The following is a 15342-nucleotide window of genomic DNA, read 5'->3' on the forward strand; positions in this document are numbered from 1 at the left end:
TGCTGGACCGGATTCCCGGACCGGCTCCATCGGGACCGGAAACACCGGAGCGAACCGGTAACACGGGACCGGAGCACGGCCGTTTGCGCGATAATGGCGCAAGCTCCGCCAAAGATACAGCGGCGAATGACTGACCGGACGATTGCGCCGGCCGATGATCGGGAGACATAACTTCGTCGTCATTGCATGGTCGGAGCAGTTGCCCGGGTGGTCCTGGCGGTTCGGTGTGCTAGACTTCCCCCGTTACTTGGCCTGACGAAAGATGGGAGTGCAATGGTCGGCAGCATCGGCATCGCACTCAGCGGTTTGACGGCCCAGACGCGGCGGTTCGACGCCTCGGCCTCCAACGTCGCGAATGTCCGTTCCACCGGCGCCGTTCCGACGACGGGTGGCACGGCTGACGGCAAGCCTGTGGCCTATCAGCCCTTGGCGGTGGCGCAGACCGACGGGAATCCCGGCACGCGCGCGAGTTTCACGCCGATCACCCCGGCCTATCTGCAGGAATATGCGCCGGACGACGATGCCGCGAACGGCGACGGGATGGTGGCGGCGCCCAATGTCGATCTGGCGACGGAGCGCATCAACCAGATGGCGGCCAACCGCGCCTACGGCGCCAACATCGCGGTCGTCCGCACCCAGGATCAGATGCTGACGTCGCTGCTCGATTCGAAGGTCTAGGCGTCAGGCTTCGATACGGCGGGGTCAGACGGCGATGTTCAGGGTCTGCCCGCGCGTCGGGGTGGTGTTGCCGCCGGAATCGCCGGCCGGCTGGACCAGGGCCGCCACCGACGCCTGCTGCTGCTCCGCATTCCGGTTCAGCGCCTTCACGCCGAAATCCATCTGCCCTTGAGCCTGTTTCAGGGCCATCGCCGCACCGGCGGTTGACGACGTGACGTCCATGCCCATCTCGAACCCCTGGAAATAGCCCCCGTCGAAGAGGGGGACCTCAAATCACCATATTCACCCGCGCGGCGGATGGCGCTATGGCCGAGGACGATTGTGCCACAGAAGCTGCCACCACGGAAGCCGCGAGCGCAGCCGGAGCGGCAGGCCGTGAAGCGCCCCCTGAAGAGTCGATGGCCCAGGTGCCACGTCCAACAGCCCCACCGCCGGAAGCCAGGGAAGGGTCGGTCCCGGCACGCCCATGGGCTGCCGATTGCGTGCTCCCCGGCCCGCTCCCGCCGACCGTCAGTTTCAGCAGCGACGCGCGCTCCGCATCCTTTTCCTTCTGCTGGTTTTCCTTGTACTGCTTCAGTGCCGATTCGGTCGGGATCTGCGACACCGTCTTTCCGCTGGCCGGATCGCGGTACAGCATCACCAGCCGCGAGGCATCGGTGTCGTAACTGAAGGCGATGGACGGGAAACGGTTGACCAGAGGCTCGTTTGCGCCGGCGGCCGCATCTGTCCCGGTTGCTCCCTCCGGGGTGCTGGGGGTCGGAGTCCGGGTGCCGGCCCCCGTTTCTACGGCATCGCTGCCGCGGGGCGTCATGAAGGCGAACGGCCGGGAGACCGTCGATGTGGCTGCCGCCACGTTCATGACCGGATTATCCGTGTCGGTGAAAATTGAACATTAAATTACCGTAATCCCAAGGCTGCGTAAAGGCTTCCTTTACACTTATTTGGGTGAGAGCGGCCCTCCCCCATCGGTGAAAGCAGGATGCACGGATCCGGTGCGTTCCCGTCGAAAATCGGAACGTCCCATGGTGCAGGCTTGCGGCAACGCCGCCGCTCGTCCTAAAGCCTTGTCGCATGGCCACGATCCTCGAAGCCTTGACCCTGGCGCTCGACCTGCATCTTGCCGGCCGCTTCGGCGAAGCGCAGGAACTCTACACCCGCATCCTCGATGTCGAACCGGAGCAGCCGGATGCACTGCACTACCTGGGCGTCCTGGCCGGGCAGGTCGGCCGCGGCGAGTTCGGGCTGACGCTGATCGACAAGGCGCTGGCCCTGCGTCCCGATGCCTCGGACATCCATGCCAACCGGGCCAACCTGCTGCGCGGCCTGGACCGCCTGGACGAGGCGGAGTTCTGCTATCGTCGTGCGCTGTCGATCCGCCCTGAATTTGCAGAGGCTTGGACCGACCGCGCCTTTGCCCGGCATGGCCGCGGCGATCCGGCCGCCATCGATGCCACCGCCGGAATGCTGGAGCGTGCCCTGCAGATCGAACCGGCATTGGAGCCGGCACGGGAGAAGCTGGTCGATCTGCTGCTTGGGCGTGGCAGGCTGCGGCTGGAATCCAGACAGGTGACGCCCGCCCTGACCGACCTGATCCGGGCCGCGGAACTCGACCAGCAAAATGCCGACATCGCTTTCCTGCTGGGGAATGCCCTTTTTGCGGCAGGGCTGCGCGCGGATTCGGTGATTGCTTTCCGCAATGCGCTGTCGCTGGTGCCGGATTTCCTGTCGGCTGCGCTCAACCTCGGCATCGCACTGGCCGCGACGAACCGGACCGACGCGGCACTGGCTCCGCTGCACCATGCCGTGCGCATCGATCCCGCCCATCCGGCTCCGCGCGATACGCTGGCACTGGCGCTCCGCTCGCTCGGCCGTGCCGACGAGGCCGATGCACTGGACCAGGCGCCACTTCCACCACCACCACCGGCGAAACCGGCGGCCAAACCGGCCTCACGCCGCCCGAGACGGCCCCCTTAAACGACGGGCCGTTCGGCCAGCACCACAAGCCCCATGACCGGCTCCCCGCTTTCGAAGCGCAGCCGGTCATGGTCGCAGCGCCGCAACTCCAGCCCGGCCTCCGCCACCGCAGCCCGGATATAGGCCTCGGCATGGGCATAGCGGCCGTGGGTGGCGATGCGATGGGGTCGGCCATCGGCCGGATCCAGTTCCTCCACCGTGAAGGCCAGCCGGCCGCCGGGCCGCAGCGCGGCGCAGGCCGCGGCCAGCGCTTCATCAAGGATGCCGAAGTAGCAGAATACGTCGGCAGCCATGACGAGATCGAAAGCGCCCGGCCTTGCGGAGAGGAAGCCGACCAACTCCGCCGCATGCAGCTCGTCATACAGGGCGCGGGCGCGGGCGCGCTCCAGCATGCCTTCGGACAGGTCGACGCCGACCAGACGGCGCGCATGGGGCCGCAATGAGGCTGCGCACAGCCCGGTGCCACAGCCGGCGTCGAGCACGTCGAGGCCGGCTGCCGCTGCATCGTCGGCCAACATCCCGGCGAGCAGTGCCGGGGCGCGGTAGTCCAGCTCGGCCAGCTTGCGGTCGAACTCCTCCGCGAACAGGTCGAAGGTCTGGCGCACATAGTCGTCGGGTGCGCGCGGGTCGGCGTCCTCGCCGGCGATGGCGGCGCCGATGTGGCGGGCCAGCGGGTTGTCAGGATGGTCGCGGCGCCACAGCCGGGCCAGCGTCTCCGCTTCCTCCGTCCCGCCTTCCTCATGCAGCAGGTAGAGCACCGCACCGAGATTGTCGTGGGCATCGGCCCACTCCGGCCGCAGGGCCAGCGCCCGCCGGTAGGCCATCGCCGCCTCCCCGAAACGACCGAGGTCGCGCAGCAGGTTCCCGCAATTGTTCCACGCCTCCGCATGGTCCGGCCGCAGGGCCAGCGCCTGACGGAACGCCCCATGCGCCTCGCCATGCCGTTCCGCCTGCCGCAGGACGGAGCCGAGATTGTAGTGCGCCATCCCCTCATGCAGGCCCTGGACAATGGCTGCGCGGTAGGCGGTGGCGGCCTCCTGCAACCGGCCCAGGGCACGCAGGGCATTGCCGTGGTTGTTGTGGGTCCCCGCCAAGGTCGGATCGGCGGCCAGCGCCCGGGCGTAGAGCGCCTCCGCCCCAGCCGTGTCGCCGGCCGATGCCAGCGCGTCGGCCTGCCGGCCGAGCTTCACCGCCGGCGGCAGGGCGGCTCCCCGCAATCCCCCGCGCAAGGACAAGCGTGACCCGGCCATCGCGTGTTTTCTCCTTTGCCGCCACCAGCTCCGCGACGGTCGAATTGCCGCCGATATCAATGGCATCTTTATCGTGATCCACCGATGATGGCACTCCTTTTGAGGGTGCGGGCAGTCAGGGACGGGGCCGGAACGTGGCGAAGCACACCAACATGCTGGCGCAGGCAGTGGCACACCATCAGGCCGGCCGCGCCGCCGAGGCCGAGCGTGGCTATCGCCAAGTGCTGGCCGCCGACCCGCGCAACGCCGATGCGCTGCATCTTCTGGGGGTCCTGGCCCTGCAGTCGGGCCGCGCGGACGAGGCGGTGACCCTGATCGGCAAAGCCCTGGCGCAAGCGAAGGGAGTGGCCGACTATTGGGACAATCTCGGCAGCGCGCTGACCGCCGCCGGCCGGCCGGCCGATGCGGTGCGGGCTCATCGCAATGCCGCGGCACTGGATCCGCAAGGGGCGCAACGCCGACACAACATGGGCAATGCGCTGGCCGCTCTGGGCCGTCACGACGAGGCGGAGCAAGCCTTCGCCACCGCGCTGTCGCTGAAGCCGGACTACGCCAAGGCTTGGTACAATCTCGGCAACAGCCATGTCGCGCGACGGCGCTATGCCGATGCCGCGACGGCTTTGGACCGCGCGGTACGGCTGGCGCCTGGCATGGTGGAGGCGCACAACAACCTGGGCGACGCGCTGGCGATGACCGGACGGCTGGACGAAGCCATTGCGCAGCATCGGCTGGTGACCCGACACCGTCCCGACGATGCCACCGCTCATTACAACCTCGGCACCGTCCTGCAACAGAAGGGAGCCTTGGAAAGCGCGGAGATCGCTTATCGCCAGGCGCTGAAGCGCAACCCGCGCCACGGCGCGGCGCTGAACAATCTGGGCAGCGTGCTGAAGCGCCTGGGGCGTCCCAACCAAGCCGAATTGTGCCATCGCCAAGCGCTGGATTTGCATCCCGATTTCGTGGAGGCGCGCTACAACCTCGGCAATGCGCTTCAGGCGCAGGGACGCTTCGAGGAGGCGGCGGCCTGCTTCGAGGAGGCGCTGGCGCAGCAGCCCGACCTCGCCACCGCGACCTATAACCTGTCGCTTCTGGCGCTTCTTCACGGTGATCTGCCGCGCGGCTGGGCGGGATACGAACGACGCTTCGCCGCCGGCGAGGTGCTGCCGAACCGCCGTTTCTCCATCCCACGCTGGAGCGGGCAGCTGTTGCGCGGCAAGCGGCTGCTGGTGTGGCGCGAGCAGGGGGTGGGCGACGAGATCCTGTTCGCCTCCTGCTATCCGGACGTCGTCGCCTGGGCGGGCGGGCCGGTCACCCTCGAATGCGATCCGCGGCTGGTAACCCTATTCCGCCGTTCCTTTCCCAAGGCCGAAGTGCGGGCCGAAAGCTGCACCGGTGACGCTTTCGGCGATGTCCCACGGGAAAGCTTCGTGCCGCCCGACTGCGACGTCCAGGTTCCGGCCGGCGACCTGCCGGGGCTTCTGCGCGGCAGCCTGCCCGAATTCGACGCCCAAGGCCCTTGGCTGCTGCCGGACCCGGCGCTGGTGGAGCTTTGGCGGGAGCGGCTGGCCGGGCTCGGGTCGGGCCTGCGGGTGGGGATCGGCTGGCGCAGCCAGCTGATGACCGCCGAGCGCAAGGCCGCCTATGTGTCGCTGGAGCAGTGGGGGCCGCTGTTCGCCCTTCCCGGCATCGTGTTCGTCACGCTCCAGTATGGCGATTGCGAGGCCGAGCTTCGGGCGGCGGAGGAACGCTTCGGCGTGACGATCCACCGCTGGGCCGACCTGAACCTGAAGGATGATTTCGACGGGGCGGCGGCGCTGACCGCCAATCTCGATCTGGTGATTTCGCCGGCAATGTCGGCGGGAGAGCTGGCCGGCGCGCTGGGCGTGCCGGTCTGGCGCTTCGGCAGCCGCGACTGGACGCAGCTGGGTACCGGCGTGCGGCCCTGGTTCCCGGCCATGCGCCTGTTCCAGCCTAACCCCGGAGAGGGGCTGGAAGCCACGCTCGCTTCAATGGCGAAAGCGTTGCGCGCCATGATGCCGGAGCCGATGCCCGTTCCCGCCATGGCTCCGGCGACAGTCAGCCTGGCAAAGGCATCACCCGAGCCTGAACGGCTTGCCGATTTCGATGGCCTGCTGAACCATGCCGCCGATCTTCACCGTGCCGGCCGACTGGAGGAAGCGGAGACCGCCTATCGCACCGCCATCGCCGCCGACCCGCGACGCCAGTCTCCCGGCCATGCCGACGCGCTGCATCTGCTGGGGCTTCTGATGCACCAGACCGAACGGAATGACGAGGCACTCGCCCTGATCGGCGAGGCATTGCGGACCGACCCGGTCTTTCCCCAGGCTTGGAACCATCTGGGACTGGTCCACGAAGGGGACAAGCGCCACACCGAGTCAATCCGTGCCTTCACCGTTGCGCTGACGCTGCATCCCGCCTTTCCGGAGGCGCTGACCCATCTGGGCCTCGTCCACCAGACCTGCGGGAGGGTGGACGAGGCCATGCGGCTGCATCGCCGGTCCATTGCCGTCCAACCGGAACATCCGCCGGCCCATGCCAATCTCGGCCATGCCTGCGAATTGGCGGGACGTACGGTGGAAGCCAGCGGCCATTACCGCCGGGCTTCGGCGCTGCAACCCGAATCCGCCGACGCCCACAACAACCTCGCCACCATGGCAACGCTGGCCGGCCGACCCGAGGAAGCGAAGGGGCATTTGCATCACGCCTTGCGGATCGACCCTGGCTTCGCGCTTGCCGCGTGGAATCTGGGCCTGATGGACTTGGCGGACGGGCGCATCGCGGAGGGCTGGGCCGGCTATGACCGCCGCTTCTCCGCCCGCCAGTTGCAGCGTGCCCGCCGCATCGACCGGCCGGTCTGGAGGGGGGAGACATTGCAGGGCCGGCGGCTGCTGATCTGGTCGGAACAGGGGGTGGGCGACGAGATCCTGTTCGCCTCCTGCTTCGATGTCCTGCAGAAGCTGGACGGGCCGGTCACGGTCGAATGCGACCGGCGGCTGGTCAGCTTGTTCGCCCGTTCCTTCCCCTGGGTCGCGGTGAGGGCGGAAACAGCGGACGCCGCCGGGCGGGAGACGGTGGAACCGCCGGATTGCGACCTGCAGATGCCGGCGGGCACACTGCCGGCCTTGGTCCGCGACCGGATGGACCGCTTTCCGAGCCGCCCCGCCTATCTGCGGCCCGATCCCGGCCGCACCGCCCGGTGGCGCGATCGCCTTGCCACCCTGCCCGGCCTGAAGATCGGACTGGCATGGCGCAGCCAGATCGTCACCGCACAGCGGGCCGCCGCCTACACCGGCCTCGCCGATTGGGGAGCTCTGCTCGACCTGCCGGGTGTCAGCGTGGTCATGCTGCAATATGGAGACTGCACTGCCGAACTGGCCCGGGTGGAAACTCCCACGCGCCGGCTGCACCGATGGGACGACCTGAACCTGAAGGATGATTTCGAAGGGGTATCCGCCCTGATCGCCAATTTGGACCTGGTCATCTCGCCGGCCACGGCGGTCGGTGAGCTGGCCGGTGCATTGGGCGTTCCGGTTTGGCGGCTCGGCACCCGCGATTGGACGCAGATGGGGGCGGGCGTGCGGCCTTGGTTCCCATCGATGCGATTGATCCAGCCAACGGACGGCGAAGGGCTCGACGCTGCCGTTCGGCAGGCGGTGCGCACCTTGGCGGCATTGGCACAGGCCCGATGACCGCCGACAGCATCCGGCCGGACCGCTTGCCGGCCGACCTGCTTGCCGAGGCATTCGACCACCACCAGACCGGCGGCTTCGAAGAGGCGGAGGCGTTGTACCGCCGCATCCAGGTCATCGAGCCGGCATGGGCGGAAGCCCTGCACCGGCACGGATTGCTGGTCGCCCAACTCGGGCGGCTGGAGCAGGCCGACAGGCTGCTGGGCTGGGCCTCGGCGTCAGCTTCGGCGGATGCCGAGGCAGCGGTCAACCATGGGAAAATTCTTCGTGCGCTTCAAAAGGCAGAAGCCGCGGCTCGAAGCTTTCGCCGCGCCCTGACCTTGAGCCCTGCCCTGCTCACGGCGCTGGAAGGCCTCGGCCATGCCGAACGCGAGAATGGAAATGCCGAGGCGGCGGCGGGCTCCTATGGCCGGGCGGCCCTGTTCGGTGCAGGTCCAGCGCTGCTCCACCAATGGGGCGCCGCACTGGACGTGATCGGCAGGACGGAGGAAGCGGCGGAAGCTCTGCATCGTTCGGCCCGCATCGACCCCACCGTGCCGTCGGTCGCCGTCAGGTTGGCCATGATCCTTCATCGAATGGGGCACGATGAAGAGGCCGCCGGATGGTATCGCCGCGCGCTGGTGCTTCAGCCCGGCCATAGGGATGCACGTCGGGCTCTTTTCGACACCATACCCGCCGCGGGAAAATTGCCGCCGGAACCATAACCATTTGGTTCAAAGGGTCTGATCACCTCCGGATGGTGTTGCGCGAAGTGATTTCAAGATCCCACCCCTGCGACCTGCTGTCATACATCTGAACGGTTGAGGAATTTTTTCGCATGAATCGATCGCATGAAACGCAAGATTAGGGTTGTTCGGCGCTTCGGATCGGTGAACACTGATGTCACCGGCCCGTCACATTGAGGCGGGACGTGGACTGATCCTATGGAGAGCGACTCATGCACACTGAAGCTCGCCTTTCGTCTCTGCAAGAAAAGCACATGCGCCTGGACCGGGCGATCCTCGACGAGGAAAAGCGCTCCTGGCCGGATGAGAGCGCGGTGAAGCGCCTCAAGCTCGAAAAGCTGCACGTCAAAGAAGAAATCGACCGCCTGACGCGCACCGCCACGATAAACTAATCCCCCCATCACAGCATCGACCTTAAGACATCACCCTTGAACAGGGGGTCAAAAGCCGGGTTGAGGCGGATCGCCTTACCCGGCTTTTTGATTCTCAACTTTCCGATCGGCCACCCTGCCCAAGCGTGAAAGCTCCGCCGCCACCGCCGGCAACAGATCGCCCACCCGCTGGTCCGGACCGGTCCGGAACAGCCGCATCGACGGAAACCAGGGCCGAATGCCGGTGCCGAGCGCCGTCCAGTCTCCCATCCGCGCCAGCCGCCAGACCGGCACGCCCAAGGCTCCTGCCAATTCGCCAGTCGAGGTCGCCGGTGCGATCACCAAGTCCAGGGCCGATATCAAAGCCGCCGTGCCATCGAGATCGTTGCGCAGATCGAGGTCGGCGAAGGCATGCGGCGCCCGGCCGAAGGCGTTGAGGGCCGTCGTCAATTCCGCCCCGCACTCGCCATATTGCAGATTGACCGGAATGAGACCTGGCAGCGCCAATACCGGCTGCCAATCCTCGATCCGTGTGTAATCGGGCATACGCTCCGGATCGAGTTGGCCGCTGCGCCATGCAATGCCGACCCGCAGGCCCTGTCCCAAACCGGCCAGCCGCCGGGACCAGGCTTCGACCTCCGCCGGATCAGCCCGCAATGCCGGCTCCACCGCGGCGAAGGCCGACAGCGAGGTGCCCAGATGGCGTGACAGCGATCCGAGGGCGACATGACAGTCGACGCCGGCGGATGGCTCGTCCGGTGAGATCGGGGCCGACCGCACCGTCACTTGGGGAAAGGAGCGGGTGAACAGCGGAACGAAGCGTGGATCGCATTCGACGACGATTCGGGCAGCCACCGGTTCGGCCCGGGCGATCAGCTCCGGCAATCGCTGGGCGAACATCAGCTCGTCGCCGATCCCTTGCTCCCGCCAGATCAGCAGGCGCTTGCCCGACAGGTCCCTGCCGTCCCAGGGCGGAACTCCGGGGCGGCGAGCGGCCGTCATCAGGTCCCGCGTATCGTACCGGCGGTCGTAACCGTCCCAGCCCTGTGCCAGCCGGCCGGCGGCCAGATGCAGGACCCCGCCATTGAAGGCGGCCGCCGCATGGGCGGGCTCCATCATCAGCGCACGTCCGTACCACAGGCCCGCTTCGGCGTCGTTCCCCATTTCGCGCAGCAGCCGACCGCGGTTCGCCATTCCGTCGGCCAATGCGGGAGCCAGCGCGAGAACGCGGCGCCCAGCGCGCTCCGCCGCCTCCAGCCGCCCGAGGCGCCGCAGCGCCAATGACAGGTTCACCCATCCCGCCTCAAGCCCTGGCGCCTGCCGAAGTGCCTGTCCATGTGCTTGCTCGGCCTCGCCCCAGCGGCCCAGGCGGGCGAGCGTGGCGCCCAGATTGTCATGGGCCTCCGCCAAGGTCGGGTCGGCGGCGATCGCCCGCCGGTGGAGCCGTATCGCGGGCTCGCTCCGCCTTAGCAGGTCGAGCGCATTGCCGAGGTTGGTCATCGCCGCAGCGTTGCCCGGCTGGAGCGTCAGGGCACTCCGGAAGCTCGCCGCCGCTCGGTCCACCCGCCCGAGGGCCAGACGGACGTTTCCCAGGCTGATATGCGCCGTCGCATAATCCGGGGCTGCGGCGACCGCTTGGGCGATGCGCGCTTCGCCTTGTTCCGATGTGCCCGACTGGTGGGCGAGCAGCCCGGCAAGGTGGAGGGCCACCGGATCCCGCGGGCGATGCGCCAGCACCCGTTCATAAAGGAGGGCGGCAGCATGGGCGTCACCGGCGCGGTGGGCGGCGACCGCCTGTTCCAGGAATCGATCCGGGTCGGGGTCCGGATCTGCCATTTCGCCCTCGCCTGTCCGGTCCTCGGTTGTTTTGTCAGAGCCGGCACCGACAGGCGATGTTTCTTTCCACCCCGGTGATACGGAGGCGCGCAACGCTTTCGCCATTGAAACGAGCGTGGCTTCCAGCTCTTCACCGGGGTTGGGCTGGAACAGGCGCATGGCCGGGAACCAGGGGCGCACGCCGGTTCCCAGCTGCGTCCAGTCACGGGTGCCAAAGCGCCAGACCGGCACGCCCAGCGCGCCGGCCAGCTCTCCCGCCGACATCGCCGGCGAGATCACCAGATCGAGGTTGGCGGTCAGCGCCGCCGCCCCGTCGAAATCATCCTTCAGGTTCAGGTCGGCCCAGCGGTGGATCGTCACGCCGAAGCGCTCCTCCGCCGCCCGAAGCTCGGCCTCGCAGTCGCCATACTGGAGCGTGACGAACACGATGCCGGGAAGGGCGAACAGCGGCCCCCACTGCTCCAGCGGCACATAGGCGGCCTTGCGCTCGGCGGTCATCAGCTGGCTGCGCCAGCCGATCCCCAGCCGCAGGCCCGCACCCAACCCGGCCAGCCGCTCCCGCCAAAGCTCCACCCGTGCCGGCTCCGGCACCAGCCAGGACGACCGTCCGGGGAAACGCTTCAGGTCGGTGCGCAGCAGGCGCGGAAGGCTGCCGGCGGCGACCTGGACATCGGCGTCACGCGGGTCGGCACTCTCCGGCCGAACATCGGCATCGGGGAAGGACCGAGCGAACAGCGGCACCAGCCGGTGATCGCATTCGATCACCAGGCGTCTGGTGCGCCGCATCGCCTCTTCATAACAGGAGGCGAACAGGATCTCGTCGCCCACGCCCTGTTCACGCCACACCAGCAGACGGCGCCCGGCGATGTTCTCGCCACGCCAAGCCCGCATGACCAGCCGGCGGCGCTGATTCCGGAACTGCTGCGTGGCGAAACGCCATTCATGGTCGGTCCAGCCGGTTCGGAGAGTGCCCGTCTCCAGCAGGAGGAGCGAGCGGTTGTAATGGGCCTGTGCATGCTTGGGGTCGGCGGTCAGCGCCGCATCGAACGCGGCCAACGCCTCCTCATGGCGACCCTGCCGCGTCAGCAGATGGGCCAGGTTGGCGTGGGCGTCGGCCAATGACGAGCCACGATCGATCGACGCCCGGTGGCACGCCTCCGCCTCCGCGACCCTGCCCAACGCGTCCAGGGCATTGCCCCGGTTGGTCCAGGCGACCGCGAGGCCGGGGTCGCAACGGATCGCACGATCCAAAAGACGCTCGGCCTCGGCGAAACGATCCGCTTTGTGGAGAGCAGTCCCGAGATTGTTGAGGATATCGGCAGCCCCCGGCATCAGGCTGGCCGCGATGCGATGGGCCGTCACCGCATCCCGGGGAGAGGTCGCCAGTTCGGCGCGATGGCCATGGGCAGGCGCCAAATCATGGCGCAGACGCAAGGCCCGGGCGATGGCGAGGCGGGCGGCACCGTCATCACCCATCCGGCGCAACAAAGCGGTCCGGTTGACCCAATGCCCCGCCCCATCAGGCTGTAGGGCGACGCAGGCGCGGGAGACATGCTCGGCCATATCCAATTGGCCCAGCCCCTGCAGAACCTCGCATAGGGCGGCTTGGGCGGAGGCATTGACCGGATCGCCTGCAATGGCACGGACCAACAGCGCCCGCGCTTCGTCCAATGACCCGTTCCGCTTCGCCAGCACGCCGCCCAGATGCAGGGCGACGGGATGACCGGACGCCATAGCGAGCGCCTGCCGCACCAACGCCTCCGCTGCCGCCACATCGCCGGCACGGTAGAGGGTCACGGCCTCCGCCGTCAGCCGGTCGGCATCGGCGTCCGGCTCTGCGACCGTCTTGGGAACGGCTGGCCGCACCGAAGAATCGAGAGCCGCCATCCGCTTCAACTCCTTCGCCATCCGGGAAACCACGGCTTCCAGCCCTTCACCGGGGTTGGGCTGGAACAGGCGCATGGCCGGGAACCAGGGGCGCACGCCGGTTCCCAGCTGCGTCCAGTCGCGGGTGCCGAAGCGCCAGACCGGCACGCCCAGCGCGCCGGCCAGCTCTCCCGCCGACATCGCCGGCGAGATCACCAGATCGAGGTTGGCGGTCAGCGCCGCCGCCCCGTCGAAATCATCCTTCAGGTTCAGGTCGGCCCAGCGGTGGATCGTCACGCCGAAGCGCTCCTCCGCCGCCCGAAGCTCGGCTTCGCAGTCGCCATACTGGAGCGTGACGAACACGACGCCGGGAAGGGCAAACAGCGGCCCCCACTGCTCCAGCGTCACGTAGGCGGCCTTGCGCTCGGCGGTCATCAGCTGGCTGCGCCAGCCGATCCCCACCCGCAGACCCGGACCCAGCCCGGCCAGCCGTTCCCGCCAAAGCTCCACCCGCGCCGGCTCCGGCACCAGCCAGGGGCCTTGGGAGTCGAATTCGGGCAGGCTGCCGCGCAGAAACCCCGGCAGGTCGCCGGCCGGCAGATGGGCGTCGACGCCCGGCGGCTGAATCGTCTCATCGCCGGCCGCATCGACCGACTCCGCACGGACGGTCGCCTGCGGAAATGATCGTGCGAACAACGGCACCAGCCGGCGGTCACATTCGATCACCACATGCTCGGCAAGCCCGATCAGCGAGGGATAGCAGGAGGCGAACAGGATTTCGTCGCCCACCCCCTGCTCGCGCCATACCAGCAGGCGCCGCCCGGAAGGGTCCTCGCCGCGCCACAGCGGTGCGGCGATCCGGCGATTCACATAGCCCTTGGCCCGGAAGCGCCAGCGATAATCCTCCCAGCCATCGGCCAGATCGCCACGGCAGAGCCGCAGGATGCCACGATTGAGGTGAGCCGTTCCCATCGCCGGGTTGAGCGACAGGGCAAGATCCATCCAGGGCTCGGCAGCCGCATCGTCCTGACGGCAATGCCAGATCATCATGCCGAGATTGCCGGCAGCCTCGGCGTTGCGGCCATCGATCGCCAAGGCATGCCGATGGGCCGCTTCCGCCTCATCGGTGCGGCCCAGCATCTGCAAGGCGAGGCCGTGGCCGGTCAAGGCCGCCGGGCTCCCGGCATCGATCGTCAGGGCACGCCGGTACAGTCGCTCGGATCCGGCGATGTCGTCCCGGTCGAGCAGAAGGCCGGCGAGATTGGCGTAGACCTCCACGTTCCTGGGGTCGGCCGCCGCAGCTCGACGATAAAGGTCCCCGGCCCGATTGGTCTGCCGCTTCGCGATGTGGGTCCCGGCGAGATTGACCAGGGCCTTCCCGTAGTCGGGACGAAGGCGCAGGGCGCGCCGATACCACCGCGCCGGTCGCTCCAGATCGGCTTCGGGGTCGTAACGGTCCTCCAGCGAGGTGCCATGATTGTTGATCACCAGGGCATCATCGGGACTGAGCGCCATCGCCCGGCGCAGGACCGGGGCCGCCGCATCGTCCGCCCCGAGTTCGAGCAAGGCCACGCCCAGATTGTTGCAGGCGCCCTGCAGCGTCGGATCGCGGTCCAGGGCCAAGCGGAATTGCACGGCCGCCTCTCGCAGGCGCCCCGTTCCTTGCAGGGCGGTGCCGAAGGTGAAATGCAATTGCGCATTCCCGGCATGGGCCTCGACCGCCGGAGCCAGGATATCGCAGGCCGTCTCATGGCTGCCCCGGCCGTTCAGAAGCGCCCCCAGTTCCAGCGACAGCTCCTCATCGGCCGGTGCCGCCTCCAGCGCGCGGTAAAGGCAGGCCTCCGCATCCGGATGGCCCAGCCCGCGCAGGCAGATCGCCAGATGCCGCCAGGCGGCGGAACGGGACGGATCGGCCTGCACCACGGCATAGAAGGCATTGGCGGCAGGCGCGATCTGGCCCATTTCCCGCTGCAGGATCCCGTAATTGAACCGGGCCGTGAGGTTGTCGGGATCTAAGGTCAGCGCTCGGGCATAGGCCTGCGCCGCCTCTTCCCATTGGCCGAGGCGCTGGAGCACGGTGGCACGGTTGCCGTACGCCTCGGCATAACGGTCGTTCTGCCTGATCGCCACCGAATAGGCGGCCAGGGACTCGTCCAGCATGTCCAGATCGGCCAGGATATTGCCGAGGCTGTTGTAGGCCGAGGGGAAACGAGGCTGCACCGCCAACGCCGCGCCAAGGCAGGAAAGAGCCTCCGCGGTCCGGTTGGTCTGATAGGCGATCATGGCTGACAGGTGCAGGGCGTCGGCGTTCGCCGGATCATCCGTCAGGACCCGGCGATAAAGCGCCAACGCCTCGGCAAAGCGGCCGGCGCGGTGCAGCGACAATGCGGGATCGAAAAGACCGGCAGCGGTCACGGCATCCGGTCGGTCATCGGGGTGTCGTCGGGCGCCTGCGCTTCGGATGGCGAGTCACCATCGTTGCCGGCACCGCCATCCCCGCCTTTGAACAATTTTCGGCAGAGCTTGAGCGCCCGGTAGTAGTTGCGGCCTTCGACTAGGCGCGCAATCTCGTCCAGCGTCTTGGCGGCATCGGGCTGCGCTTCGCGCGTTTCCTCCAGGATCGAGGCGAAACGCTGGAGGTTCAGCGTCGAGTCTTCCGGGAAGATGTAAACGAGCTGAATGACGAAATAGAGCTTCTTCTCGATGCAGTCGATCTGCTCTTCCTTCAGCACCTCGCGTCCGCGCAGGAAATTCGCGGTGTTGTAGAGGAAGAATGAGCCCGGACGGTCGCCGGCACCGATGACGGCACCGTTGATGATGACCTTCTCGTTGGGACGAAGCACGAACTTGAGTGGCATGAGCGAGGAACCCGGGGCTTGCGGGCCGTCGCCGTCCGGCCTTTGCCGGCCCGGTCCGGCCCATAAAAGAAACG

General features: G+C 67.9%; 10 protein-coding genes. 5 read left to right on the forward strand and 5 right to left on the reverse strand.

Translation table 11 applies throughout. The features are described from left to right. The first annotated feature begins 273 nt into the window (after positions 1-273). Complete coding sequence (locus tag JHL17_RS06705; RefSeq protein ID WP_200191329.1) at positions 274-678, forward strand: flagellar basal body rod protein FlgC; 405 nt, start codon at positions 274-276, stop codon at positions 676-678. A gap of 24 nt (positions 679-702) precedes the next feature. Here the strand turns inward: JHL17_RS06705 and JHL17_RS06710 are convergent, their stop codons facing one another. Both JHL17_RS06710 and JHL17_RS06715 read right to left on the reverse strand, forming a co-directional pair. Then, the gene (locus JHL17_RS06710; protein ID WP_200191331.1) at positions 703-900 is read right to left on the reverse strand and encodes a hypothetical protein; all 198 of its coding nucleotides are present in this window, start codon (positions 898-900) and stop codon (positions 703-705) included. A 46-nt stretch (positions 901-946) separates the two neighbouring features. Beyond that, complete coding sequence (locus JHL17_RS06715) at positions 947-1537, reverse strand: hypothetical protein (RefSeq protein WP_200191333.1); 591 nt, start codon at positions 1535-1537, stop codon at positions 947-949. A 212-nt stretch (positions 1538-1749) separates the two neighbouring features. Here JHL17_RS06715 and JHL17_RS06720 point away from each other — a divergent pair, with 212 nt between their 5' ends. Then, positions 1750-2652 carry a tetratricopeptide repeat protein gene (locus tag JHL17_RS06720; RefSeq protein ID WP_200191335.1) on the forward strand — a complete coding sequence of 301 codons (903 nt, stop codon included), beginning with the start codon at positions 1750-1752 and terminating at the stop codon, positions 2650-2652. On the opposite strand, the gene JHL17_RS06725 is transcribed toward JHL17_RS06720, so the two are convergent. Beyond that, a complete protein-coding gene (locus JHL17_RS06725; RefSeq protein ID WP_200191337.1) occupies positions 2649-3902 on the reverse strand; it encodes a tetratricopeptide repeat protein in 1254 nt (417 codons plus the stop codon). The two genes, JHL17_RS06720 and JHL17_RS06725, sit on opposite strands and share 4 nt — an antisense overlap. 134 nt (positions 3903-4036) lie before the next feature. Between JHL17_RS06725 and JHL17_RS06730 the strand changes: the two genes are divergently transcribed. From JHL17_RS06730 to JHL17_RS06740, 3 genes are all read left to right on the forward strand, one after another. Beyond that, positions 4037-7612, forward strand: coding sequence for a tetratricopeptide repeat protein (locus JHL17_RS06730; RefSeq protein WP_200191339.1), 3576 nt, complete (start codon positions 4037-4039; stop codon positions 7610-7612). 26 nt (positions 7613-7638) lie between these two features. Continuing rightward, positions 7639-8316 carry a tetratricopeptide repeat protein gene (locus JHL17_RS06735; RefSeq protein ID WP_247893361.1) on the forward strand — a complete coding sequence of 226 codons (678 nt, stop codon included), beginning with the start codon at positions 7639-7641 and terminating at the stop codon, positions 8314-8316. A gap of 233 nt (positions 8317-8549) precedes the next feature. Further along, positions 8550-8729, forward strand: coding sequence for a YdcH family protein (locus tag JHL17_RS06740; RefSeq protein ID WP_200191343.1), 180 nt, complete (start codon positions 8550-8552; stop codon positions 8727-8729). Positions 8730-8804: 75 nt separating this feature from the next. On the opposite strand, the gene JHL17_RS06745 is transcribed toward JHL17_RS06740, so the two are convergent. Next, the gene (locus JHL17_RS06745; RefSeq protein WP_200191345.1) at positions 8805-14825 is read right to left on the reverse strand and encodes a tetratricopeptide repeat protein; all 6021 of its coding nucleotides are present in this window, start codon (positions 14823-14825) and stop codon (positions 8805-8807) included. Then, positions 14822-15268, reverse strand: coding sequence for a flagellar biosynthesis repressor FlbT (locus tag JHL17_RS06750; RefSeq protein WP_200191347.1), 447 nt, complete (start codon positions 15266-15268; stop codon positions 14822-14824). Before JHL17_RS06750 ends, JHL17_RS06745 begins: the two co-directional genes overlap by 4 nt. Positions 15269-15342 lie beyond the last annotated feature (74 nt).

It is taken from the genome of Azospirillum endophyticum (assembly GCF_016595245.1).
Lineage (GTDB): Bacteria > Pseudomonadota > Alphaproteobacteria > Azospirillales > Azospirillaceae > Azospirillum > Azospirillum endophyticum.